Annotated in this window: 21 protein-coding genes; 3 read left to right on the top strand and 18 right to left on the bottom strand. The window is 56.3% G+C overall.

Features of this window, described 5'->3' with window-relative positions:
• The first annotated feature begins 56 nt into the window (after nucleotides 1-56).
• Together LIO64_RS09500 and LIO64_RS09495 are read left to right on the top strand one after the other, a co-directional pair.
• The gene (locus LIO64_RS09500) at nucleotides 57-1,247 is read left to right on the top strand and encodes a cysteine desulfurase family protein (RefSeq protein ID WP_290549202.1); all 1,191 of its coding nucleotides are present in this window, start codon (nucleotides 57-59) and stop codon (nucleotides 1,245-1,247) included.
• Between the two features lie 259 nt (nucleotides 1,248-1,506).
• Nucleotides 1,507-1,950 (top strand): GNAT family N-acetyltransferase, encoded by a 444-nt coding sequence (locus LIO64_RS09495; protein WP_290549201.1) that lies wholly within the window; start codon nucleotides 1,507-1,509, stop codon nucleotides 1,948-1,950.
• A gap of 57 nt (nucleotides 1,951-2,007) precedes the next feature.
• Here the strand turns inward: LIO64_RS09495 and LIO64_RS09490 are convergent, their stop codons facing one another.
• The 16 genes from LIO64_RS09490 to LIO64_RS09415 form a co-directional block, all read right to left on the bottom strand.
• On the bottom strand, nucleotides 2,008-2,757 hold the full coding sequence (locus LIO64_RS09490; protein WP_290549200.1) for a DeoR/GlpR family DNA-binding transcription regulator: 750 nt from the start codon (nucleotides 2,755-2,757) through the stop codon (nucleotides 2,008-2,010).
• Between the two features lie 213 nt (nucleotides 2,758-2,970).
• Nucleotides 2,971-4,314 carry a PPK2 family polyphosphate kinase gene (locus LIO64_RS09485; protein WP_290549199.1) on the bottom strand — a complete coding sequence of 448 codons (1,344 nt, stop codon included), beginning with the start codon at nucleotides 4,312-4,314 and terminating at the stop codon, nucleotides 2,971-2,973.
• An 18-nt stretch (nucleotides 4,315-4,332) separates the two neighbouring features.
• A complete protein-coding gene (locus LIO64_RS09480) occupies nucleotides 4,333-6,996 on the bottom strand; it encodes a tetratricopeptide repeat protein (RefSeq protein WP_290549198.1) in 2,664 nt (887 codons plus the stop codon).
• Between the two features lie 7 nt (nucleotides 6,997-7,003).
• Entirely contained in the window at nucleotides 7,004-7,993 is a 990-nt protein-coding gene (locus tag LIO64_RS09475; protein ID WP_290549197.1) for a M23 family metallopeptidase, read from the bottom strand.
• 75 nt (nucleotides 7,994-8,068) lie between these two features.
• Entirely contained in the window at nucleotides 8,069-8,644 is a 576-nt protein-coding gene (locus tag LIO64_RS09470) for a hypothetical protein (RefSeq protein WP_290549196.1), read from the bottom strand.
• Between the two features lie 74 nt (nucleotides 8,645-8,718).
• Entirely contained in the window at nucleotides 8,719-9,258 is a 540-nt protein-coding gene (locus LIO64_RS09465) for a flavoprotein (protein WP_290549195.1), read from the bottom strand.
• A 14-nt stretch (nucleotides 9,259-9,272) separates the two neighbouring features.
• Nucleotides 9,273-9,665, bottom strand: coding sequence for a hypothetical protein (locus LIO64_RS09460; protein WP_290549194.1), 393 nt, complete (start codon nucleotides 9,663-9,665; stop codon nucleotides 9,273-9,275).
• An 88-nt stretch (nucleotides 9,666-9,753) separates the two neighbouring features.
• The gene (locus LIO64_RS09455; RefSeq protein WP_290549193.1) at nucleotides 9,754-10,629 is read right to left on the bottom strand and encodes a PDZ domain-containing protein; all 876 of its coding nucleotides are present in this window, start codon (nucleotides 10,627-10,629) and stop codon (nucleotides 9,754-9,756) included.
• A gap of 6 nt (nucleotides 10,630-10,635) precedes the next feature.
• Nucleotides 10,636-11,148 carry a hypothetical protein gene (locus LIO64_RS09450; protein WP_290549192.1) on the bottom strand — a complete coding sequence of 171 codons (513 nt, stop codon included), beginning with the start codon at nucleotides 11,146-11,148 and terminating at the stop codon, nucleotides 10,636-10,638.
• Between the two features lie 106 nt (nucleotides 11,149-11,254).
• Entirely contained in the window at nucleotides 11,255-11,827 is a 573-nt protein-coding gene (locus LIO64_RS09445) for a sigma-70 family RNA polymerase sigma factor (RefSeq protein ID WP_179218865.1), read from the bottom strand.
• A 60-nt stretch (nucleotides 11,828-11,887) separates the two neighbouring features.
• Nucleotides 11,888-13,807 carry an amidophosphoribosyltransferase gene (locus tag LIO64_RS09440; RefSeq protein ID WP_290549191.1) on the bottom strand — a complete coding sequence of 640 codons (1,920 nt, stop codon included), beginning with the start codon at nucleotides 13,805-13,807 and terminating at the stop codon, nucleotides 11,888-11,890.
• 66 nt (nucleotides 13,808-13,873) lie between these two features.
• Nucleotides 13,874-14,875, bottom strand: a complete 1,002-nt coding sequence (purM, locus tag LIO64_RS09435; RefSeq protein WP_290549190.1) for a phosphoribosylformylglycinamidine cyclo-ligase — start codon at nucleotides 14,873-14,875, stop codon at nucleotides 13,874-13,876.
• Between the two features lie 102 nt (nucleotides 14,876-14,977).
• Nucleotides 14,978-15,457 carry a DoxX family protein gene (locus LIO64_RS09430; protein WP_290549189.1) on the bottom strand — a complete coding sequence of 160 codons (480 nt, stop codon included), beginning with the start codon at nucleotides 15,455-15,457 and terminating at the stop codon, nucleotides 14,978-14,980.
• A gap of 219 nt (nucleotides 15,458-15,676) precedes the next feature.
• On the bottom strand, nucleotides 15,677-16,654 hold the full coding sequence (locus LIO64_RS09425; RefSeq protein ID WP_290549188.1) for a GDSL-type esterase/lipase family protein: 978 nt from the start codon (nucleotides 16,652-16,654) through the stop codon (nucleotides 15,677-15,679).
• A 21-nt stretch (nucleotides 16,655-16,675) separates the two neighbouring features.
• Nucleotides 16,676-18,214 (bottom strand): sialate O-acetylesterase, encoded by a 1,539-nt coding sequence (locus LIO64_RS09420; RefSeq protein WP_290549187.1) that lies wholly within the window; start codon nucleotides 18,212-18,214, stop codon nucleotides 16,676-16,678.
• Between the two features lie 12 nt (nucleotides 18,215-18,226).
• Nucleotides 18,227-19,030 carry a VC0807 family protein gene (locus LIO64_RS09415; RefSeq protein ID WP_290549186.1) on the bottom strand — a complete coding sequence of 268 codons (804 nt, stop codon included), beginning with the start codon at nucleotides 19,028-19,030 and terminating at the stop codon, nucleotides 18,227-18,229.
• A 193-nt stretch (nucleotides 19,031-19,223) separates the two neighbouring features.
• On the opposite strand from LIO64_RS09415, the gene LIO64_RS09410 reads away from it, so the two are divergent.
• Nucleotides 19,224-21,047: a DEAD/DEAH box helicase gene (locus LIO64_RS09410; RefSeq protein WP_290549185.1), complete on the top strand. Its 1,824-nt coding sequence runs from the start codon at nucleotides 19,224-19,226 to the stop codon at nucleotides 21,045-21,047.
• An 80-nt stretch (nucleotides 21,048-21,127) separates the two neighbouring features.
• On the opposite strand, the gene LIO64_RS09405 is transcribed toward LIO64_RS09410, so the two are convergent.
• Together LIO64_RS09405 and LIO64_RS09400 are read right to left on the bottom strand one after the other, a co-directional pair.
• Nucleotides 21,128-21,853 (bottom strand): hypothetical protein, encoded by a 726-nt coding sequence (locus LIO64_RS09405; RefSeq protein ID WP_290549184.1) that lies wholly within the window; start codon nucleotides 21,851-21,853, stop codon nucleotides 21,128-21,130.
• Nucleotides 21,854-21,863: 10 nt separating this feature from the next.
• Nucleotides 21,864-22,463 carry a hypothetical protein gene (locus LIO64_RS09400; RefSeq protein WP_290549183.1) on the bottom strand — a complete coding sequence of 200 codons (600 nt, stop codon included), beginning with the start codon at nucleotides 22,461-22,463 and terminating at the stop codon, nucleotides 21,864-21,866.
• Between the last annotated feature and the right edge of the window lie 99 nt (nucleotides 22,464-22,562).

Genomic DNA, 22,562 nt, shown 5'->3' with positions numbered 1-22,562 from the left:
GGAATCACGGGTAAAAGTGAAGAGTGATCTTGTGCAGCCGGGCATTATGTTCCGGCTTGACTCCTTTTCTCAATTGGGCGAGTTATGAAGGCGTGATTTATTGGGACAACAACGCTACCACTCCGCTGGCTCCGGAGGTTTACGCGGCTATGGAGCCGTTTTTAAAGGAGCGGTTTTTCAATCCGTCTTCCGGTTACGGCTGCGCCAGGGAGGTACGTGAGGCGGTGGAGGAGGCCCGTGCGGATGTGGCCGCCCTTTTGGGTGCATTTCCCTCGGAGATTGTGTTTACCTCCGGCGGGACGGAGGCCACCAATGCGGCTTTCCGGCAGATGGCCGGAGAGCAGGGCGGTGGAATAGGCGTGCTGGCCACGGATCATGACGCCTCCCTGAAGACTGCCTTGGCCCTGGGGCGCGGACGCGTCTGCCCGGTTGACCGGGAAGGCCGCGCCGTGCCGGAAGAGTGGGAGGCACTTTGTGCGGATGGAATGGCCGGCGTTTCCTTTGCCTGGGCCAATAACGAGACGGGTGTTTTGCAGGATGCGGAGGCCCTGTGTGCCGCTGCCCGGCGGTATGGAGTTGCCGTGCATCTGGATATGGTGCAGTGCGCCGGGAAGATTTCTGTGAACCTGCATGGGATGGAAGTGGATTACGCTTCCGTTTCCGCCCACAAGTTTCATGGTCCCAAGGGGGTGGGCTGCCTGTACAGGCGGTCGGGAGCTCCCTTTTCCCCCTCCCTGTTCGGCGGAGGCCAGGAGCACGGCCTGAGGTCCGGCACGGAGAATGTTCCGGGGATCATCGGCTTTGGCGCTGCGGCGCGCATGGCCTTGAGGCATTTGGAGGAGGACGCCGTGCGATTGGCCCGGATGCGGGACTCCTTTGAGTCCCGCCTGCGAGCGGAGGGAGTCGTCATGACGGTGCATTCGGGAGGAATGGCTCGTATTCCGAATACTTCCAATCTGGCCTTTGACGGATGTACGGCGGAAGCGTTGATGCTGCTGCTGGAACCTGAGGGACTGCTGTGTTCTGCGGGGTCTGCCTGCCACACGCTCCAGCCCATGCCTTCCCACGTGCTGACGGCCATGGGGCTGTCTGACGATGCTGTGCGTTCCTCCCTGCGTTTTTCCCTTTCTTTCATGACAACTGAGGAGGAGGTGGAACGGGCGGCGGTTTTGGTGGCCTCCGCCGTTCGGAAGGTGCGCGGCGTTCAGTCTTCGCGGACTGGCCCGGTGCTTGTGTATAAGCCGTAGCGTCAATTTTTCCCCGGGAGACAGGGGACGCGTCAGAAGAAGGGACAGTGCGTTGTTGCCGTCTTCCGTCTGTTGCTCCCCCGGGCAGGAAGATATGCGGTGCGGTCCGGACGCCCGGCATGGGAGATGAAAGAAGGTGCGCTCCATGGTCCGCCTCCTTTCCTGCCGGGAAGAAGGCCTTTCCTTCTTGAGCTTATAGGCGGCTCATGTTAATTTGTATAAATCCCGGAAGGGGTTGCGGCACACCTGTCATGAATGTATGAAGATAGAACATTACCAGAACAAGGATGAAACGGAGGTCCTGAATATTTGGCTGAAAGCGTCCGAGCAGGCCCATGCTTTTGCCGGGGTGGGATTCTGGTGCGGCCTGGTGGAGGATATGAAGCAGGTGTACCTGCCAAGGGCGTGTACGTGGGTATGCCGGGACGGGGGCAGCGTGGTCGGGTTTGCCTGCCTGGTGGGTGAAGGGGAGCTGGCCGCCCTGTTTGTAGCTCCGGAGCGGCAGTGCGAAGGCATAGGCACTGCGCTGCTGGACTGGGTGAAGGAACGCAGCAAGGGGATGCTGACGGTGGGCGTTTACGAGGAGAACGTTCGCGCCCGCGCATTTTACAGGCGAGGAGGGTTTGAGGAGATCGGCTCCAGGGAAGATGAGCTGACCGGAAGCCGGGAGTACCGGATGGAATGGAAAAGAGAGTGCCCCTGATACCAATAAAAAAGGCGGAGGTTTCATGAACCTCCGCCTCTGAAAAGCAGATGAACGTCAGGCCAGTTCCACCTTCACTCCGCTCTTTTCAACCTGGTCGGCCATTTCAGGAGAAAGGGCTTCATCAGTGATGAGCATGGAGATCTGGGAGGGCGCAACGGTATAGAATGCCGGGTTGTTCGCTATGCTGGTGGAAGGCATGGCGATGATGACCTTGGCATCCTGAGGAATGACGCTCTTGATGAATTCGGATTGCAGCATGTTCTTGTATCCGGCGCCATGCTTGGGGGAGTAGCAATCCGGCGTGAGTACAACCATGTCAATGTTCAGGGAACCGGCAGCCTTGGCAGCTTCCTGTCCCACGTAAACCAGGGCTTCACGGTCAAAGCGGCCGCCCGTGCAATAGAAGCTCAGGTTCGGAATGCCTTCAAGCCGGGTCAACAGCGTGGGGTTGTTGGAAACCACGTGGGTGTCCCTGGAGTTGATGTGGTTGCAGATCTGGTATCCCATGGTGCTGCTGTCAATGAACATGACCACGGAAGCGGGAATGTTCTGGACGGTTTTTTTTGCAATCCTTATGGAAACATCGTCTTGAGTAACAATGTCTTCATGGAGGGATTTATGGGTAAGAGCCAGGGCACCGCCATGAACGCGTTTGAGGAAACCACGCTTTTCAAGGTTAATTAAATCATTACGGACCGTTTCATCCGTGACCTTCATCTGTTTGGCCAAAGCGATGGTTCTTGCAGCGCCATGTTCGGCCAGCGTTTTCAGAATGAACTCTTTACGTTGGGATGCTAAATACATTGGTTCTTTTTTTCTATGTAGAATGTTACACGTTCTAGGTGTTAAGTTGATTTCTAACAATTTTTCACAGTCCCAGTCAAGCGTTAGAAATTCTAAGTTTTGATTGTTATTGTGAATAATGCCGTTTTGGTAATAATGGGACAACTGAATACCGAGAAATGTACAAAAATAATTTTATGATGCACAAACTAGTTATCAGTATGACAGAGTTTGTCAATCTGGAATGATAATGGAGGCCGGATCAAAGTTGGTCGTCGGGAATGTAAGCTGGAGATGGCGCAGCTTTTCCACCATCAGGCGGGCGACGACGAGGTTTCTGTACCATTTCCGGTCTGCGGGGATAATGTACCAGGGAGCTTCCGGAGTGGATGTTTTTTCAATGAGATCCTGATAGGCCGTTTGGAATTCATCCCAGCGGTTTCGGTCATCCAGGTCGTCCATGCAGAACTTCCAAAGTTTATCCGGGTCCTGAAGCCTGGATTCCAGCCTTCTTTTCTGTTCCGCCTTGGAGATATTGAGGAACAGCTTAATAATAACAGTTCCTTCCTCCGCAAGCATGGATTCAAAGTCAAGAACGTGCTTGTACCGGCGTTTCCACACGGGGTCCGGAAAGATTTTTTTCACGCGGACGGCAATGATATCCTCATAATGGGAGCGGTTGAAGATGGCGATCTGCCCTTTAGAGGGCACTTCCTTGTGCACGCGCCAGAGAAAGTCATGGTCCAGTTCCTCAACGGTGGGTTTTTTGAAGGGGACCACGTGCAGCCCTTGCGGGTCCACCCGGGAGAAGACGTGCTTGACGCAGCCGTCCTTGCCGCCTGCATCCATGGCCTGAAGGATGACTAGGACTTTGTGCTTGTGCTGGGCAAAGAGTTTTTTCTGCAGTTCCTGCAATTCTTCCCTCAGCTTGTCGAATTCTATCAGAGATTCTTCCTTGGTTCCGGAGAAGAGAGATTTGTCATCCGGAGAGTAATCCTTTAAACGCAGTTTTTTGCCCGGAGGCACCAGGTAACGGTTCATTGTATGCGAAGTTAATGTTGAAGAAGAGGGAGAGGAAGGGGAAGATGTTTTCCCGGAGGCAGGTTTGGTTAACGGGGCCGGGCCGAAGAATTGCTGGAGAGCGTCTCTGATGACTTTCCTCTTGAATTTGGGGAACATCTCCAGCTTGATGTCCTGAAGGGGAATCCATTTCGTCTTTGAGAATTCGGGGCTGCGGTGCAGGTCCGTCTTGGGGCGTCTGGATTTGCAGCGCACCAGGAAGTAGGTTTGCTCCTGGCCTATCCAGCGCGTAATTTTGCGGTTGCTGGAAGGGTATTTGTAACGCAGTCCGGAGAGGCGGCTGACGATAGTGTATTCAGAGGGGCGAAGGCCCACTTCCTCCCATACTTCCCGCGCGAGAGCCCGTTCGATGCTTTCGTTTTTAATGACGCCTCCCTGCGGGAAGTGCCAGTAGGGGTTGCGCCCGTTGTCCTTGCCCAGCAGCACGTACCCGTCGGCGTCCATGATGATGGCCGCTGCGTTCAGTCTCCAAGTTTTGGCTGGGGGGGGAGTATCCATGGCGGGAGGGAAGGCTGCTTACCTGGCGGTTTGCGCAGGCGTTTCCGGCTTTCCGGATTCCGGGGAGGCATCTTCCGGTTCATCCTGCCAGATGAAGTGTTCCAGCTGGATGCGGCGCGCATAGGCTGCCGCTTCCCTGGCCCTGGGGCCGGAAGTTTGCGCCAGTTTTTTAGCCAGCGCCAGGGCACCGTTCCAGTCCTGGAGTTGGCCCAGCAGGCGGATGGAGGCGAAGCCGGCATTGTAAAACCAGTGCCAGTCCCGGCGTTTGTTGGCGGAATTGCCGCTGGGCGTGTGGGCCAGGATGGAGGCGTAGTCATCCAGCGCCTTTTTCTGGTCGTTCATCCGTTCGTAGAATTGTGCCCGCTGGGTGAGGGCCTTGAATTTCCAGGCCAGCCCGAGGTTGGGGGTATCCAGGATTTCCGTGCACAGGTTGATGGCCTTGCGGAGAGTGTCCGAATTGGTGTCTTCCTTCGTTACCCAGGCGTCCGCCTGGATGGAGAGGGCCAGCAGCCGCATGTAACGCGGGAGAGGGGTGGCGAGCAGGTTTTCCAGGGCGGCGATGCATTGATCCGCCTTCCCCATGCGCAGAAGGACGGAGGCTTCTTCTATCCTGGCGGGCTGGGCAAAGGGAGTGTCCCCTTCTCCCAAGGTTTTGAAGATGTTCAGAGCGGCTTTCAGCGTGTTGCCGGTGTTGCTTTGCTGCGCGGCTTTTCCGGCCAGGAAGAGGGCCGCCGCCTGCAGGGAGCTGTCCGGGTATTTGGAGGGGAAAGGCTGGAGGACAAGCTGTGCTTCATGGAAGTCCCCGTTTTTATACAGGAGTTCTCCCAACTTCAGGTAGAGCATGTCCGCCTGTTTGCCTTCCGCATCCAGAGAGATGGCCTGGCGGCAGGCCTGGATGGCATTGGGCCATTCCTGGCGGCTTTCCGCCTCCATGATTTTTAACCGGGCCAACTGCATGGTCTGGTCCGGAGACAGCTGTTCTTTTTCCAGGGGAGGCAGAACGGACTGCACGGTTGCGAGGTCCGGAGGGTTGAGATTCAGGGCTACTTCCGCCTGGTCCAGCCGGGCCTGGGTTTTCAGGGCCGGGTTTTCCGCCACGGCCACGAAGTGCGCCAGCAGTTCTGAAGCCTGGGGCAGCATTCTTTTGGCGGCGTAATGGGCCTGTTCAAAAAGGATATGTTCCCGGAGCTGTGCAGAACCGGCTGCCTGCTTGACCAGCGCGGCGGCTCCTGCGGCGTCATTGGCGTTCAGCGCGGCCAGGTTTTCATTGAACAGGGCGTTTTCCGCCGTTTTTTCAGAAGCGCGGCAGGCTGCTTCCCGGAAGAGGCCCTGAGCCAGGGGATAGTCACCTTTGCGGAAGGCCAGGGCTCCCTGCTGGAAGATGAGGTTTGGGGTTGTTCCGGGATAGCGGGAGATGAGGCGTTCCGCGTCTTCCACACGGTTTTTATCCAGCAGGGCGGTTATGGTATTCAGGCAAAGAGCCTGGACGGGGAGGCTCTGAGGGTATTTGGAGAGTCCTTCCTCTGCCATTTTAAGAGCGCCCGCCAGGTCGTCCTTTGCCAGAAGCAGGTTTCCCATGGCGTACATGGCCGCCGGCTGGCGCGCCGCATCCCGGGCGTTCACCCAGCCGGTAAGTTTTTCCAGCGCCTGGGGGTTGGTGCGGAAAATGTCTTCCTCCAGAAGGATGTTGAAGGCGTCCATCAACAGGGAGGATTCCGCTTTCCCTCCAATGAACGCCAGCAGGCGTTCCTCCGCTGTTCCGGCAGTATGCGGGGCTTCCTCTTCCTGAGTCTGGGCGCGCGTTTCCTCTTCCGCCTGTTCCGGATTGTTTTTCTCCCGGATGATTTCCGTCCTGGCAAGAGCCAGCCGGCCCAGATCGCGGATTTTTTCCGGATAGGCCTTGTTATCCATGACGGCGGCAAAGATTTTCATGGCCTGGTCCAGGTTTCCCTGCCTGTCCGCCAGCCTGCCTTCCACCAGTTCGGCGTAGGCCCGCATGGGAACGTCCCCGGCCGTCTTGTTGTTCATTCCTTCCTTGATCCGTTCAAGAATGGCGGCAGCTTCCGTGTAGCGTGCCATGTCTACCAGAACGTCCGCCTGCAGAAGCTGCGCTGTCCGGGAGAGGGCGGGGGATTCTGCTTGTCCTGCCCGGGTGAGGGCCTCCAATAAGAGCTGCCGGTCCTGAAGCTGGCGGGCCAGCTGGGCTTTCAATTGGCAGCCGTAGAGAAAAAGAGGGTCCGTTTCCGGAATGTCCGAGAGTTTTTCCAGCGCCTTCGTGAAGGAGCCTTTGTTGAAGAGTCCCGCCGCCATCCAGTAGGATTTCATGGAGGAATCCGGAAGTTGTTCCCAGGCTTTCAAGCCTTCTTCCGTTTTATTGGCACGGATCAGGGCTTCCGCCAGGAAGGGGCGGATGATGGCTTTTTGTGATTCCGGAATGTTTTTGGAGTTCAGGCATTCCTGGAAATGCTTGCTGGCTTCCAGGGGAAGCTGGTCTTCCAGGGCTTTCAGCCCCTGCTGGTATTTTTTATTTTTCAGGAGGGCCTGCTGGTCCTGTGACAGAGCTGGTGCTGGAGGGGATGTTGCCGCAGCTTCCACGGCTGCTGTGCCCAGGGACAGCAGGAAAACCGAACAGGAGATGAGGGCTGCACGGGGGAAACGGGAACTGGAAAAGATGTGCATCATGGTAGGATTATGATTCAGGCCCCATGAAGATGAGCCGGATATAGCGTTTGCCGGAGGCAGTCAGCTTCGGGTCCTTGCTGGAGCCGGAAACGCGGTTGCAGGTCCTGTACAGTTGGGAAAAGGGATGGGGAACGGCACGTATGACGACGGGTTCCGTGCAGGACTGGTCGGAAGGAGACACGGAAACGGGAACCCCCGTTCCCGTAAAACTGATTTCCCAGGATTTGGGGTTGGCCGGGCCCGGTTTCAACAGGAAGGGATAGCGTTTGACAAGGTTGGGCGGGTTTCCAGTAGATGGAGTGCGCACGACGTATTGGACCGGCAGGCTGGAGATGTGGCGTGAGAGGGAGAATTCAGCGCCGTCCTTGCATTGGATAAGAACCGGAGCCGGGTCAAAACCGGCCAGGTTGAGGCCATTGTAAACGCCGTGGCGGTTGGGGGTGCCCAGTTTCAGGCTGGAGTACCAATTTTCAAAGTCGTCCTGGAGTTTGAGGCAGAGTTCCAGATGAACATGGGCACGCGTTTTGTTCAGCCCTGCGCCGGAGTATCCCAGCTTTCCAATGACGTTTCCCGTGCCTACCTGGTCCCCCTCCTTGCAGGAAACGGAAGCCAGATGGGCGTACAGGCTGTAAAGCGGGCCGTCCGCCAGCTGGTGCTCAATGACGACGTAGCGGCCGTAGTTGCTGTGGGAGGGGTTGGAAGAAGCGTGGACCACCGTTCCTCCGGCTACGGGATGCACGTCGTCCAGCGGTGTGCCGGAGGCGTCGCGCCTGAGAGGTTTGATGTCAATGCCTTCATGGAATTTGACGGCTACGGGTCCTGCCTGGGTTCTGACCAAGGTCCGTGTGAAGCCATAGGCCCCCCCTTCCCAGGGCTGGGATTTTTTCCCTTCAAAGTTCCGGTCTACGTACATGTAGAAGTCCTGCGGGCGGTTGTCCAGCAGGGCCGTGTTTTCCGTAGGGAAGCGCACGACAATATCCGCCATCAGGAATGGCATGCTCCAGAAAGACAAGAGGATACCGATCAGAAAAGGGAAGAACTTGCCGTGCATGCTCATACAAGAGGTGCTGGATCAGATCCGCCCCCGGCGGGTGCTGACGACGGTGCGGTCCTTATGTTCTTCAGGTTCTTTGGCTTCCTTCTTTTCCTTCGTAGGGTCCTTGACGGGAAGAAGGGGCTTGGTGACGGCTGCCATTTTGTTGATGGGTTCTTCCCTCTTGGGATCTGCCGGGGGAATAAATTCCGCCATGGCGGCAAGGTCCGCCGGGGAGAAGCCGTTCATGATAGCCAGTTTGCCGGAGGTGACGGGCTTGTTGTAAAGGCGCAGGGGCTGCATGGTATGGCCGTTGACGACCGGGAGTATCTGCTTACCGAGGTTGGAGGCTGTTTCCCCTTCTATGCGGCTGGCCAGGCCTTTTTTGACGTTGACTACAATGCCGTAGGTGTTGTCCGCCGCCGGGAAGGAGTAGTAGGATTCAATGTCCTTCTGGGAGATGAAAGGGGCCTTGCTGTAGTAATGCCCGTCGTGCATGAAGGCGAATTTTTTGCTGTCCGTTGATCCCGTCTCCATGTGGAAGCTGACGGGATATCTGTCAGGGCCGCAGGAGCAGAGCATGAGGGAGCCAAGGAAGAACATAAGCATTTTCATAACGTCTATCATAAAAGATTTATTACTCCATGAGCAAACCAATAAACAGGCATGGAATAATTTTTACTCAGCCGTTAAGACAGGAGGGAAAGCGTTTTTTGAACAATCCGGTCCACCGGCATCAGTTTTCCCGCTCCTTCCGCTCCACAGGCCAGGATGCCGGATTCACTGGGGCCCAGGATGTGGTGGCCTTCCCTTTGTTTCAGGATGGCTGTATTCTGCTGTGTGGCGGGGTGTTCCCACATGTGGACGTTCATGGCCGGGCAGATGAGCACCGGAGCCCGGCAGGCCAGATAGAGGGAGCTGAGCATGTCAGGGGCGAAGCCATGGGCGAAGTTGGCCATGGTGTTTGCCGTGGCGGGGGCAACGAGCAGGAGATCCGCCTGCTGGGCCAGCTGGATATGCGGGGGAACCCAGTCCCCTTTTTCATCCTCAAAGGAGGAGAAGACGGGATTGCGGGAGATGGTGTGCAGGGTGAGGGCCGTGACGAATTCCAGGGCCTTGGACGTGCAGACGCAGTGCACTTCATGCCCGCATTTGACCAGGGCGGAGGCAATGTCCGCCGCCTTGTATGCGGCAATGGAGCCGGTGACGCCCAGAATGATGCAGGCCATGGCAGGGAAGAGGGTCAGGCTTTGGAGGCGTTTTTGCCTTCGTCAATGAGTTTCCAGAAGTGTTTGGACTGGCTCAGGATTTCATCTTCCCCTGCAGTTGGGGAGATGTTGGTGCGGAACAGGAAGTCGTTCAGGCTGTTGGCGTGCAGAACACGGTGGACGATCACCTTGTCTTCAATGACTTCAAAGTAGATGCGGTAATCTCCGGCTACGTAGCGGTAAAGAATTTTGCCATCCTTTTCCATCTTGCCGAAGCGGGCGTCATCCAGGGTTTGAAGGGTGGATTCGGAGACCTGGAAGTCACCAAGCAGGTCCAGTTGTTCCAATGTGGGAATGCTGGATACTTCTGCAGCGCTGATTTTATTGAAGACGATTTGAAGCACGCCCCTTTTTAAGTGCGCCGGCACCTGAGTTCAAGCCTGAAACAAGGCACGGGACGATTTTGGGAACGGTTGTCCGGACCACCGGCGTTCCCATGAGAACCGTGTCTGCGGATCAGCGCTCGTCCTGCGTGGGAATGATTCCCCTGCTTTTGACCACCTGGGTGCCGCGGATGACTTCAATAGTCAGAGGGGTATTTCCCGTGAGGTAATAGGTAGCATCCAGCATGTCTCCGTAGTTGCGGATGGGCATGCCGTTGATGCTGATAAGGATGTCACCGGTCTGGATGCCTCCCCGCGCGAGAGGGCCGCCGTTAATGAGGCCTTCAATGACCGGAGTGGAGGAGTTGATGTCCAGCAGGCACCCCAGGCGCACCCTTTTGGCTTCCGGATGGTCTGCCAGGAAGGAAATGGCCTGGGCGGGCAACAGGTGGCAGGTTCCCTTGCGGGAGACTCCCAGCACAATGCCGACCAGGCGGTTTTCCGAATCATAGCATGGCTGGCCGATGGGCGGAGCGGCCAGTTTGGGGAATTGGGCGCGGACAAGCCGCAGGGGAAAACTGGTGTCTCCTATGGAATGTTCCATGCCGACGTAAATTCCCAGCGTGGGTTCATTCCGGCTGCTGGCAAAGGCCAGTCTGGCGCCGCGCCGGAGAGCCCCGGAAGGAGTCAGCACCGCTTGACCCGCGTTGATGCGGGCAGGGTCCACCTTGAAGATCGTCAGGCCCGTGAGTTTTTCCTGGGCCCATACCTGAATAGGCGGTGTATCCCGGTCCCCCAGGTAATAGGTTACGGAGCCGTTTTTAAAGACCCGGTAGGGAATCAGGGAGGCGATCATGTCTTTTCCCACCTGCGCCGCCATGGTCGTGTAGGGCGCTACTTCCGCCTGCTGGGGAATGGCTTCCACCTTAAAAGGGGCAGGCACAGCCGCCGCTTGATAAATCAAGCCTGCCACGGCCATGCCTGCCAATATCGGAGCCAGGTTCATCATGGAGTGTTACATCTCAATGAGAACTCGGGATACCGGTTTCTTATCGGTATTGGAATCAGTCTTCAGCTGATTGTCGTTGACCGATGTTTCATGTGAAGACGCTCCCGTAGTGAATTCAGGTTTTTCAGAGGTGGCGACTTCGGTTGAGGGTTGTTCAATAGTTTCCTTGCTCACAGGAACGGTTCCCTTCAATATGTTCTCTTCCTTGTTGGAAGATACGTAGGAATCGGAAGGTTCGTCCATGTTCCCGGAGGCGATGATAACGCCGACTGCGGCCAATGTCACGATGGACATGGAAGCATAGACCCACTGCCAACCACGAAAGTTTTGCAGATAGTTGTCCAGGCGTTCGAGCAACAATTTCCAAGCAGAGTGGGTAGCCGGATCGGTTTCCTTTCTTAGATGAAAATTGCGGAGGAAATCTTCTTCAAAGTTGTCATGGTAACAAGCTTCCTTGCGGAAAGATGCCAGCATGGCGACCAGAGTTTCCTCGTTATGTTCTGTGGATTGTTTATCCATCGTCGTTGATATTAAGTATGATAAGGGTTAGGGTACTTTAGTCCTGAATCTGGGACTATCCGTTTGACAGGGCAATAGGAACTGGCGTTCAATATTTTTTTCACCATTAACTTAGATATTCAGCCAGCAGACCCTGCAGTTCTTTATGGGCATAATGCAGACGGGATCTGAGTGTTCCTTCAGAGATGCCCAGCAGGGCTGATATTTCCGTATGGTTGAGGCCTTTTACATCATGAAGGACAACGACTTCCCGGTGTTTGGTGGAAAGTTTTTTCAAAGCTTCATTGATCTTGAGCTGAAGTTCGTTCAAATGAGTGCGGCGTTCCGGGTCCGCCCCATCCGTTTCATCAGCCATGTTCATGTCCTTTTCCGTATGGTCGCCGTATTCGTCGTCATCCAGGCTGTAGGTCATCCTGCGGTTGCGCTTTTTCAGGAAGTTTCTGGCGTGGTTGACGGCAATGGAGTGCAGCCACGTATAAAAGGCGCTTTGTCCATTAAAGTAGCGCAAGGCCCTGTAGGCTTTGGAGAACGCTTCCTGAGCGATGTCGTAGGCATCGTCGTAGTTGTCCGTCATCTGGTACAGGGTGGCATGGAGCTTGCGGCTGTGACGAATGACAAGTTCATCAAAAGCCCGCGAATCTCCTTCCCGTGCCCTGGCGACCAGTTCAGTGTCTTCCAAGGTCGTATATGCAATGGGTCCCGACATATTGGCGGCAGAATACCCAAAAACAGGGCGCAGCTACAAGGGCAAATCGTATGCACGGCCCCCTTTGCCTTCAAACCAGCGCATGTATGCCACATTAACTGTGGTATATCCGCCCGGAGTCGGGTAGTCCCCGGTGAAATACCAGTCGCCGCAAGGGCCTTCTATGGATGCATGGAGGTTTTCAATGGTCTGGAAAATGACTTCCACCGGGCACGGCGCATCATGCGGGGTGACCAGCCGGGTGATCTCCCGGGAGATTTCAGCGTCCGTCAGGCCTTCATAGATGGCCTTGACGCAGTTGCGCCGTTCCTCCTTGGGTTTGGCCAGTTCTTCCTTGCATGCCTTGTACACGTCTTCCAGAAGCCGCGCCTGCCCGTGCTGCTTGATCAGGGAGACGGCCGCCTGGAAGGCGATGAAGTTCCCCAGTTCGGACATGTCTATGCCGTAACAGTCCGGATACCGGATTTGCGGCGCAGTGGAGGCGACAACGATTTTACGTGGATTGGTGCGCCCCAGAATGCGGAGGATGGATCTTCTGAGCGTGGTGCCGCGGACGATGGAGTCATCAATGGCTACGAGCACGTCTTCCGGCCCCACGGCTCCGTAAGTAAGGTCATATACATGGGAGACCAGCTGTGCACGGCTTTTTTCCTGCGTGATGAAGGTGCGCATCTTGATGTCCTTATGGGCGATTTTTTCACCGCGCGGCCAACGTTTCAGAATGGCGCTGTCCAGCATGTTTTCATCCAGCGTCCCGTTTCTCAGGGCTTCCAGGAGCTGGGCGTGCACACGCTTGCGGCGGTAGACGCGCAGTCCTTCCAGCAAGCCGTAGTAGGCGGTTTCCGCCGTGTTGGGAATGTAGGTGATGGCGGATTTGTCAAAGCGGTCTTCCAGGGAGTCCACGATCTGCGGCGTCAGCGCCGCGCCCAGGGCCTTGCGTTCCCGGTATACGATGGGGTCATTGCCGCGGGAAAAGTAGATTTTTTCAAAGGAGCACGGCGTAGGTTTCAGCGGCGTGGTGAATTCCGTGATGAGGTGCGTGCCGTCCGCCTTGATGGAAAGCATGTGGGCCGGCGGCAGTTCCTGCACCTGTTCGTTTTCCACTTCAAAGACGGTCATCAACGGAACGCGTTCAGAGGCTACGGCAATGAATTCATCCGTGATCAGGTAGTGGCAGGGACGGATGCCGTGGGGGTCTCTCAGGCAGAAGTAGTCCCCGTTGCCGATGGCGCCCATGATGGCATATCCGCCATCCCACTGTTTGGCGGAGTTATGGATGATTTCCTGGATGTTGAGCCGGGAGGAAATGGCATGGGGAATTTCCGGTCCGGGCATTCCGCTGTCCCGCAGGGCGCGGTAGAGGTCCGTATGGGCTTCGTCCAGATGGTAGCCGATTTCTTCAAGGACGGTCTGCGTGTCCGTGCCGAAGACGGGGTGCTGGCCGCGTTCAATCATGCGCTGGTTGAGTTCCGGCGTGTTGGTCATGTTGAAATTGCCCAGCACCATCAGCGTGCGCGTCGGCCAGTTGGTGCGCCGCAGGTAGGGGTGGCAGGAGCCCTCGTCAAAGAGGCCGGAGGTACCGTAGCGGAGGTGGCCCATCAGGATTTCACCGCCGTAGTCAAAGTTGTTTTTGATGTCTTCCGCGTCCTTCAGGCTGACTTGTCCGCGGCGGACTTTTTTGTTGAGCTTCTTGATTTGCCCGTTGAAGATGGTGGTGAGGGCGTCCTTGCTGGCGTCCCTGGTGCGGAACAGATAGGGCTGCCCCAGGGGCATGTTCAGTTTGACGCAGCCGATGCCCGCTCCGTCCTGGCCGCGGTTGTACTGCTTTTCCATCAGGATAAGCAGCTTGTTGAACGCCCAGAGGGTGGAGCCGTATTTATCCTGAAAATAAGAGAGAGGCTTAAGCAGACGAATGGCGGCTACGCCGCACTCGTGTTTAAGAAAATCGCTCATGGGATTGTGATGAAAGGATTGTCCTAGTAAGTGTGGTGTGCCCGCTGCAAGGAAATGGTGTCTTCTCTATTCGCCCTGTACCTTGACGTGAATGCCGCGGCCTTCTCTCAACGTACCGATGACCGTGCCGCCGGGCCCTGCCTTCAATGCGGCTTCCACGTCCTCCGGTTTCACGATGGCTACCCAGCCGATGCCCATGTTAAAGGTGTTGAAGCGATCCCGGGCGTCCACGTGCTTCAGGATTTTCTGCGCCGCGGCGTTGTCCCAGAAGGGGATGGTGAGTTCTGCGCCGTAGTCGCCCAGAAAACGTTCCAGGTTTTCCGGAAGACCGCCCCCCGTGATGTGGGCGTATGCCTTGGGAATGACGTTGAAGCGGCGCATGTCCGCCACCACGTCGTGGTACAGGCGGGTGGGCTGCAGCAGGGAACGGAGTTCCTCTTCATCAACCACGTCCGGGTTTTCTTCCAGAATGCGGCGGATGAGGCTCCAGCCGTTGGCATGGAAGCTGTCGGATTGGTAGCCGATGAATACGTCACCCGGACGGACGGTTTTAGGGTCAATCAGCTTGCTTTTTTCACAGCAGCCGATGCAGAAGCCGGAGAGTTCCACGATGGATTCCGGAACGACGCCGGGCATTTCCGCCGTTTCCCCGCCGGCCAGGATGCAGTTGCAGGATTCCAGATAATCGCACATGCCGGCCACCAGGCGGGTGATGCGGGCACGTTCCTGTTCCAGGTTGGAGATGCCCAGGTAGTCCAGGAAAAGAAGGGGGTCTCCGCCCGTGGTAAGGATGTCGTTGACGTTCATGGCCACCAGGTCCTTGCCGGCGGTTTCCACCATGTCCAGTTCAAAGAGGATTTCAGTCTTGGTGCCTACGCCGTCACATCCGGTGACGATGACCGGTTCCTTGTAGGAACTCAGGTCATAAGCGGCGGCAAAAAGGCCGAAGGCCTGGTGCAGGGAGCGCTGTTTTTGCGTTCTTTTAACGTGAGAGCTGATGTCAGATACAAAAGCGGCTGCTTCTTTGGTATCGACCCCCGATTGCTTGTAGGTTAATTTGCCGGACATTGAACGGATGGACTGGGTGTGCCAGCATCCTAGAGGAAGGCTCCTGCCGCGGCGAGTGAAAAAAGAAGTATTTTTGCCATAGGCCGCGCAGGAGAAGGCCTTTTATTCCACTTCTATCTTGCAGTCGCGCCAGAGCCACCAGGCATCCAGGGAGAATTTGCCCGGCCCCGTGTAGAAGAGGGTCAGGTAAATCAGCAGGTAAATGGCTGCGAGTTCCTGGGCGCCCCAGCCCGAGAGGCCGAGAACGAGGAAGAGCGCCACGCACATGTTGATGATCAGGATGAGGGTGGCCAGCCGGGTGAAGAGCCCCAGGAAGACCAGGATGGAGCATCCGAATTCAGCGCCTACGCACAGCAGCAGGGACAGGAAGTTTCCGATTCCCAGCGGGTCCTGGAAAGCCGCCCAGTTTCCGGTGATGAGCATCCCTAATTTCGGGATGCCGTGTACAAGCATCATCGCACCTACGCCCAGGCGCAGCAGCAGGACGCCGAAGTCCATGCTGGTGTTGGTGGAAAAAGGACCCAGCAGGCAGCATGCGGATGATTTGCATTTATTCTGTTCCATGCACTGTAGACCGTTCATACGGCAGAAATGCTCAAATAAAATAGGATGGAATGAAATATCCGGGACAGGGAGGAAGATTTGTTCCCGGAGATACCCCCGCTTGGGGAGGGAAGCCGGAAACTTTCCGGAACCCGGCAGATTGCCGGAAGGCTCCCTCGTGCATGGATGGAAAGAGATGAAAAAAATATGGGAGATGCTGAAGACAAGCATCTCCCATGAGTAGTGGCAAGGGATGTGTTAATGATTTTTTGCGGGAATCAGGCGGAAGGCTGCAGGGGATTTGGCAGACTTGATCTGGAGAGACTTGGTCGGGTCTTTTTGGGTTTCCGTGCCGATGGTGATGATGATCCTGTCCTTGGGATGGACGACGGTGGCGTTTTCAAAGACGAGCGTATTGGAGCCGTCCGTCAGCTTCCAGCCGTCCAGCAGAATGCCGGAGTCTCCCTTATTGTTAATGATCACGTTGCCGGTGCCCGGTTCCAGCCGGGGAGCCGGCTGCTTGAGCTTCATGCTTTTTACCAGTTTGGCGAAGGTGATTTCCGCAATGCGCCGGGCGCCCGGCTCCGTGGGATGCAATCCGTCCACATACCATTCCGGGTGGTCGGAGAGGGGGGTGAGAGCGTCAAAGAGGCCAACCTTGTGCTTGCGCGCCACGGAGGCGATCAGTTTTTCCGCTTCCGGGCGGTTGGCTGCGGAGCCATTGTCCGAGCCTGAGTATTTACGCACGTCCGGATAGCAGTTGCCGGGGAATGCTTTTTTGTTCAGCGGGCCGCGGTAGTCGGGGCCCAGCAGGCCCCAGGCAAAGAATTTGGCTTTGGGGCTGGCGGATTTCCATGCATGGAACAGGTCGTCATAGCCCTTGGCGAACAGTTTGGGGTCCCACCAGCGGCCCGTGTCGTTGATGCCCAGGTTGCAAATGTAAACGTCCGCCTTGAATTCCAGAGACTGCTTGTGCTCTTTGGTACTGCCGTACCAGCGTCCCGGCTGGCCAGGATAGTCGCCCGCCGTTTTTCCGGGGTTGCCAAATCCCCTGACGTCAAATTCCGGTCCCATCAGTGTGGCGAGCACCTGCGGATACCGGGCGTCTCCGGGCTTGAGGCCGGAGCCGAACGTAATGCTGTCCCCTACGCAGGCTACTTTGGTGGGGGCGGCCTGTGCAGCGATGCCCAGGGAAAGGGTGGCTGCCAGGGAAGCGAAGAGAAGATGAAGGTTCATGGTATGGTGGAGTGAAGAGGATTATTTTTTAGAGGAAGGTATGTCCGTCCGGAAGGGGCGCGCCGGAAGCTGGTCTCCGTTGACCAGATTTGGGGTAACGAAACGGTTCCAGCAGTACCGGGCGTGTTTGGGAGATTTGACTTCCGGGGAGGTGAGCTTGATGACGGCGGTATTGTTTTTCCTATTGGTGATTTCCGCCGTGGCGGGATGATAAACGCCGTCCGTCCCCGCAATTTCAAACTGGGCCGGTTCCTTGCCGTCCGTCGTGGTCAGGCCGGCGGCATGTTCCAGCTGGATCAGGATGCTGGAGCCGGAGGGTTTGAAGGCCTTGAAAGAGGGGCCTTCACAGGGAACTTTTTTGCCGTAGACCTTGTTCAGGGCCGTATTGCCCGCGCGTTCCCCCACGGGACGCTTGAAAGGAGGATGCACGTCGGAGTTGGTGGATCCCAGGTCAATGGTGTTGACGCTGTAAACATTCGGAACGGTTTTAGCCGTCATATCCTGCATTTCACGGAATTCAGGCCAGCCTGCGCGTGTTTTGGAGGGGTCGTTGATGCGGGGGAGCTGAATCATGACGAAGGGCATGTCCGGGTTCCGGAAGGCTTTCCGCCAGGAGCTGATCATGGTTTTCAGCAGCATGCCGTTTTGTTCGTTGTCAATGATCTCCGCATCGGATTCCCCCTGGTACCAGATAACGCCCGTAATGGGGAGACCCGTCATCCACGCGATGCCGGATTCATAAAGGAAGGCGGGTTTGTATGGATGGTCCGGGGACCCCTGGTTCAACCGCGGGGAGATGTTCCTTTTGGCCCGGCCCCTTACCCAGTCCGAGATGAAGGGGGATTCCAGCCAGTGGTTGCCGCGCAAGGAGCGGAAGGTGTTGTTGGTGTTAATGACCTTCTGGGGTATCCAAGCCGCTATTTCCGAGCCGCCGAGGGAGGAGTGGATGATGCCTACAGGCATGTCAAGGCCCTCCCGGAGCTTCTTGCCGAAGTAGTAGCCCACGGCCGCCATCGGGCCGGAGGTGGAGGTGGAGCTGGTTTTCCATTCTCCCTTGTAGAAGCTGTCCGTGGTAACGGCGTTGAAGTCCTTGTCGGAATAAGGGGCGTTGTTGGTGTGGGCCTGGGGAACGTTGTTGAGCAGGCGCAGCTGTTCGTCCCCGGAGGCGGCTATGTCTTCTTTGGCGGTGCTGGTCTGGTTCAGGCGGAAGAGCATGTTGGACTGTCCGGAGGCCAGCCACACTTCCCCCACCAGAATGTCGTCCAGCTTGGAAGAGTCTCCATTCTGGGTAGCGGTCAGCGTCTGCCCTGTGGCATTGGGCTGCATGGGGGGCAGGGTGACGCTCCATTTCCCTTTGGCGTCAGCCTTTGTTTTCAGAACGGCGTCCCCGAAGGTGACGGATACTTCCCTGCCGGGGTCCGCCGTTCCGGAGACGGGTACGTTTTTTCCATGGGGAAGGACCATGTGGGAGCCATAGATGCGGTCGAATTGCGGAGCGGCCGCCCAGGCTGTGTTGAGGGCGACGGCTACTGCCAGGATGAATGGAGTATGGGTGTGCATAGGTTAAGCGGATTATCTTAGAAGAAGTTCGTCCCGGTTGAGTCCGGTCAGCTGGCCGAGCCGTTTGATCAGGCGGGTCATGATGAAAATGAGGGCGCCCAGGATGGGAACTCCGATGATCAGGAAGCCCCACCAGGTGATGCTGCCGATGGCTACGTTGTAGGCGATCTGCTGCTCCGCCTCAGGCTGGCGCATGACGGAGGACATGAAGGAAAGGCTCAGGAAGAAGTTGCCGATGGAAGAGGCTACCAGCGTGCCCGCCAGGATCCATGACGAGTTTGCCAGCAGCCGTTGATAGGCCTGTTCTTTTCCATTGGTGGCTACTGTTTGTTCTATCCTGCGTACGTCAAACAGCTCCGGCGTGTAAATGAACATATTGAGGAGAGGGGATCCGGTGGACCGGGAGACGACGACGGCCGCGGCCAGGATGAGCGGGATCAGGGCTTCCTTTCCGGCGAATAGCCAGGGGGTGGCGCTGTGAATGTGCCCTTCCGGTCCGATAACGAAGATGCTGATGACGCCCGTCAGCAGCACGCCGGCCATGCCTACGCCCGACATCAAGTCAAATTTCCTGGTGACGACCAGGGAGCGGATTCCATAGATGACGGGCAGGGAGAGGGCGATGACGAGCGCCCATACCGGCCCGATGTGCCAGAAGCTTTCCCCTTCCGGACGTTCCAGGGGATTGGCGGGCCCAGCGCTGCAGTAGTCCAGAATCAATACCGGCAGCAGAATGTTAATGAAAATTCCCAGCAGGGAGGAACGTGGGTTGTTTTGCGTCTTATCCATGAATTCGGAGGCAGGTACTTGTATCATACGGGGATATGGTGCCGCAAGTTGCAACCCCGTGTGTGAATGTAAAGACCAGAAGCGCGGGGCCGGCTTTTTCCCTTCGCTGGCAAACCCCCGGAAATCGTGGCATCTGACGGTATCTTTCGTTCTTTTGGCTGGACACGGGTGTGAATAATGTTCAGCTTCTCCCGTGACTCTGACAGATCATTTTTCCCCCATGACTCAAACATCTTCTTTTTCGACGCTTGGCATTTCGCCGGAGATCCTGGAAGCCGTTGAAGTGCTCGGCTTCGATACTCCTTCCGCCATTCAGGAGCAGGCGATTCCCGCTGCGATCGGAGGGTCCGATATCGTGGGGTTGTCCCATACGGGTTCCGGAAAGACGCTTGCTTTCGCCATTCCTGCCCTGGAGTGCATTGATCCGGATGAGCGCCATGTACAGGTTCTGGCCCTCTGCCCCACGCGGGAACTGGCCGTTCAGATTTGCAGGGAAGTGGACAAGCTGGCCCTGTTCATGGATGGCGTTTCCGCCGTTCCCATTTATGGCGGCTCCTCCTTCCGTCCCCAGCTGGACGCCCTGCGCCGCGGCGTGCAGTTCGTGGTGGGAACGCCCGGCCGCGTCATGGACCTGATGGAATCCGGCGCGTTGAGGCTGGACAATCTCCGCATGCTGATTCTGGACGAGGCGGACGAGATGCTGGATATGGGGTTTCTGGAGGATATTGAGCGCATTGCGGAGTCCATGCCGGAAACGAAGCAGACCCTGTTTTTCTCCGCTACCATGTCTCCGGAGATCAACCGCCTGGTGAGCAGGTTCATGAAGGACCCCGTCCAGATTACCATTGAGCGGCCCACGCTGACGGTGCCTACCATTGAACAGACTTATTACGAGGTGGTGTTTTCTTCCCGGATTGAGGTGCTCAGCCGCCTGCTTGACACCGGAAAGATCAAGATGGGGCTGGTGTTTGCCAATACCAAGAAGGTGGTGGATGATGTGGTGGACGGCCTGACGGCCCGGGGCTACCCTGTGGACCGCCTTCATGGAGACATGCCGCAGATTATGAGGGAGCGCGTGATGGATTCCTTCCGCAAGGGAAGCCTGCGCCTGCTGGTGGCTACGGACATTGCCGCCCGCGGCCTGGATGTGGACGATGTGGATGCCGTGGTGAATTTTGAACTGCCGCGTGATCCGGAGGATTACGTGCACCGCATCGGCCGTACGGCGCGCGCCGGACGCAAGGGGAAGGCCATCACGTTTGTGGGGCGCCGCGATTTTTCCCTGATGAGCCGCATTGAACGTTTCATTGGCGTCAAGCTGGCCCCGGAGCCTGTGCTGACCGCCGTGCAGGTGGACCAGCTCCGGACGGAATCCCTGGTGGATGATATTCTGGAACGCCTGAAACCGGATGCCGTTCTGCCGGAAGAGCTGAAGGACGTGGAAGCCGCTCCGGAATCCCTGGCCGCCGCCTTGTTTGGCCTGCTCAGGGAACGCACCCACCGGGAAGTGCAGCCGATTCCGGAAGACAAGCCTGCCCGCAGGACGCGCCATGTGCCCCAGCCCGGAGACGAGGCGGAGAGCCCGCAAAAGGGAGATTCCTGGCAGCACAATGGGGATACGGTTACGCTGTTCATGAATGGCGGACGGATGATCGGCCTGAGGCCCAAGGATATTGCCGGTTTATTTTACAATACGGTGGAAATGGAAAAGGGAGCCGTCGGCGACATCAGGATTTTTGCCAAGCATTCCCTGGTTGAAGTGGATGCTTCCGTGGCGCCCCGGCTTCTGGATGCCCTGGCCACTGCCACCATCTGCGGGTATGAGGTGAATGTGCGTGAGGACAAGGGCACTCCGGAGTTTTTCGACGGCCCGCGTCCCCCCCGCCGCAGTGGAGGATTCCGCAGCGGATTCCGTGGGGACCGGGACCGCAGCGACCGGGGCGGATTTCGTGGAAACCGCGGCGGATTCCGCAGTGAGCGCGGTGACCGGGGAGAACGTTGGGGCGACCGTCCCCGCAGGGATGACAGGAAAAAGCGGTTCTGACGGCCTCTCATCTTTCCGGTGCGAAGGACCGGGTCACTTTTTTACTTACCTGCAGCTTGAAAATTTTGCCGTAGGAGGGGCTATGATTCAATAGTTAAAGTGAATGGGGATATTACAATTAAGGTGTTTTCCTCATATGTTTTTGCAGCCTTTTCATCCCCATCTTGTTTTTTCTTCCATAATTCCCGGAGAGCGGGAAGGTTGCCGGTAATGGTGTGGATGGAGGCATCAGCGTTTGTTGCATTCCCTGTCCATGGTGCGATGTCTCTGGCTTTTTTCATGAGTTCCAGTCCTTTGTCCAGTTCTCCTATTTTCAAATGGCATCCTGCCGCCATGAGCTGAAAAAGCTGCTTTGATTCTTCGTCAGCCCAAGGTTTTTTCAGCAAATCGGGCAGTTTTTTGAGAATAAGTTCCGGTTGGGAGGCCAGCGGAAAGAGTTTGTAGCAATGGTAGAGTTGGGAAAAGATTTTTTCACGTTGTAGGCGTATGATTCGGGCGGCTGTTGTTGAGGGGGCTTCCGCAAGAATGAGGCAGGTTTTTCTGTAATTTTCATTCAGGAATTGATCCAGTGTGACTGATTCCGTGGTTTCCAACAGGGAAACCTGCGTGAGAACCAGCTTGAAGAACCGCATATACTGCGCTTGTTCTACGGGAAGGTTGGAATAGACGTTTTGAGGGATTTCTTTTATTTCCAGGGAGGAAATGTATTGGAGGGCTTGCTGAGACCACAAGAGATTCCAGACCGTTTCCATCATCTGTTTGACGTAGTTGTTCCTTATATGGCTCAGATTGTTGAGGTCGTACAAAGTTGCTTCCTTAATACATCCGGAAATATTGGGAAGCCGGTATGCCTGGGAACCAAGCCGTCAGATTGAATAGCTTTCCCATGAGCCGGTATTTTTCTTCTCCATGGGTGGCCTGTACCATGTTAACCAGATGAAGGACTTTTTTTCTCTTGGCACCTGCTTCCTCTTGCGCAATTTTGAAAGCGCTCCATGAATCATCCTGCTTCATGACATGATAAGGAATGTTTCCTGCTGTTGCGAAGACGCACCGGGTAGCGTTTTGCCGTTTCCAGTTCCAGTCGGCGGGAAATTCCAGGGAAGGATCGATCTTTTCTTTGTTGGCAAAAGACAGGGATAGATCACCGAGATATTCCGGCGGATAATCCTGAATGAGCAGAATAAAATGTTTTTTTAAGCGTTCTTGAACGGCCTTGCATGCAAACATGCTTTCGGCTGTTCCGTATTGTTCCGGGTTCCAGGAGCTTCCCTTATAAACAATAAAAAGGTCCTTGTGTTGTTCCACGGCTTGGAGTTGAGCTTTTTGTATATCCGTCATCCAGCCGTCCAGGCCGTAAAGAGGGACTGAACAAAGAAAGGAAATACAGATGAAGAGTAGATGGGGCAGTTTCATAGTAAAAACCACTTTAATCATTGGAATTCAAATGTCAATGCGGCTATTTCGTTTAATTCGCTTGAGATGAGGCAGATTTACTGTAAGATAGGCTATCTT

Source organism: Akkermansia sp. (assembly GCF_020860705.1).
GTDB lineage: Bacteria > Verrucomicrobiota > Verrucomicrobiia > Verrucomicrobiales > Akkermansiaceae > Akkermansia.
Note: the sequence above shows the minus strand (reverse complement) of the source record. Positions and strands in the feature narration are given on the sequence as shown.

Excerpts from the sequence above, each read along its gene's own strand:
- LIO64_RS09465 (WP_290549195.1), bottom strand. The coding sequence starts at position 9,258 with ATGGCCTGCATCATTCTGGGCGTCACCGGCTCCATTGCCGCATACAAG.
- LIO64_RS09480 (WP_290549198.1), bottom strand. The coding sequence starts at position 6,996 with ATGATGCACATCTTTTCCAGTTCCCGTTTCCCCCGTGCAGCCCTCATC.
- purM (WP_290549190.1), bottom strand. The coding sequence starts at position 14,875 with ATGTCCGGCAAATTAACCTACAAGCAATCGGGGGTCGATACCAAAGAA.
- LIO64_RS09490 (WP_290549200.1), bottom strand. The coding sequence starts at position 2,757 with ATGTATTTAGCATCCCAACGTAAAGAGTTCATTCTGAAAACGCTGGCC.
- LIO64_RS09455 (WP_290549193.1), bottom strand. The coding sequence starts at position 10,629 with ATGATGAACCTGGCTCCGATATTGGCAGGCATGGCCGTGGCAGGCTTG.
- LIO64_RS09440 (WP_290549191.1), bottom strand. The coding sequence starts at position 13,807 with ATGAGCGATTTTCTTAAACACGAGTGCGGCGTAGCCGCCATTCGTCTG.
- LIO64_RS09400 (WP_290549183.1), bottom strand. The coding sequence starts at position 22,463 with ATGAAACTGCCCCATCTACTCTTCATCTGTATTTCCTTTCTTTGTTCA.
- LIO64_RS09415 (WP_290549186.1), bottom strand. The coding sequence starts at position 19,030 with ATGATACAAGTACCTGCCTCCGAATTCATGGATAAGACGCAAAACAAC.
- LIO64_RS09410 (WP_290549185.1), top strand. The coding sequence starts at position 19,224 with ATGACTCAAACATCTTCTTTTTCGACGCTTGGCATTTCGCCGGAGATC.
- LIO64_RS09425 (WP_290549188.1), bottom strand. The coding sequence starts at position 16,654 with ATGAACCTTCATCTTCTCTTCGCTTCCCTGGCAGCCACCCTTTCCCTG.
- LIO64_RS09430 (WP_290549189.1), bottom strand. The coding sequence starts at position 15,457 with ATGAACGGTCTACAGTGCATGGAACAGAATAAATGCAAATCATCCGCA.
- LIO64_RS09420 (WP_290549187.1), bottom strand. The coding sequence starts at position 18,214 with ATGCACACCCATACTCCATTCATCCTGGCAGTAGCCGTCGCCCTCAAC.
- LIO64_RS09475 (WP_290549197.1), bottom strand. The coding sequence starts at position 7,993 with ATGCCATTCCTGATGGCGGATATTGTCGTGCGCTTCCCTACGGAAAAC.
- LIO64_RS09485 (WP_290549199.1), bottom strand. The coding sequence starts at position 4,314 with ATGGATACTCCCCCCCCAGCCAAAACTTGGAGACTGAACGCAGCGGCC.
- LIO64_RS09470 (WP_290549196.1), bottom strand. The coding sequence starts at position 8,644 with ATGAAAATGCTTATGTTCTTCCTTGGCTCCCTCATGCTCTGCTCCTGC.
- LIO64_RS09450 (WP_290549192.1), bottom strand. The coding sequence starts at position 11,148 with ATGGATAAACAATCCACAGAACATAACGAGGAAACTCTGGTCGCCATG.
- LIO64_RS09495 (WP_290549201.1), top strand. The coding sequence starts at position 1,507 with ATGAAGATAGAACATTACCAGAACAAGGATGAAACGGAGGTCCTGAAT.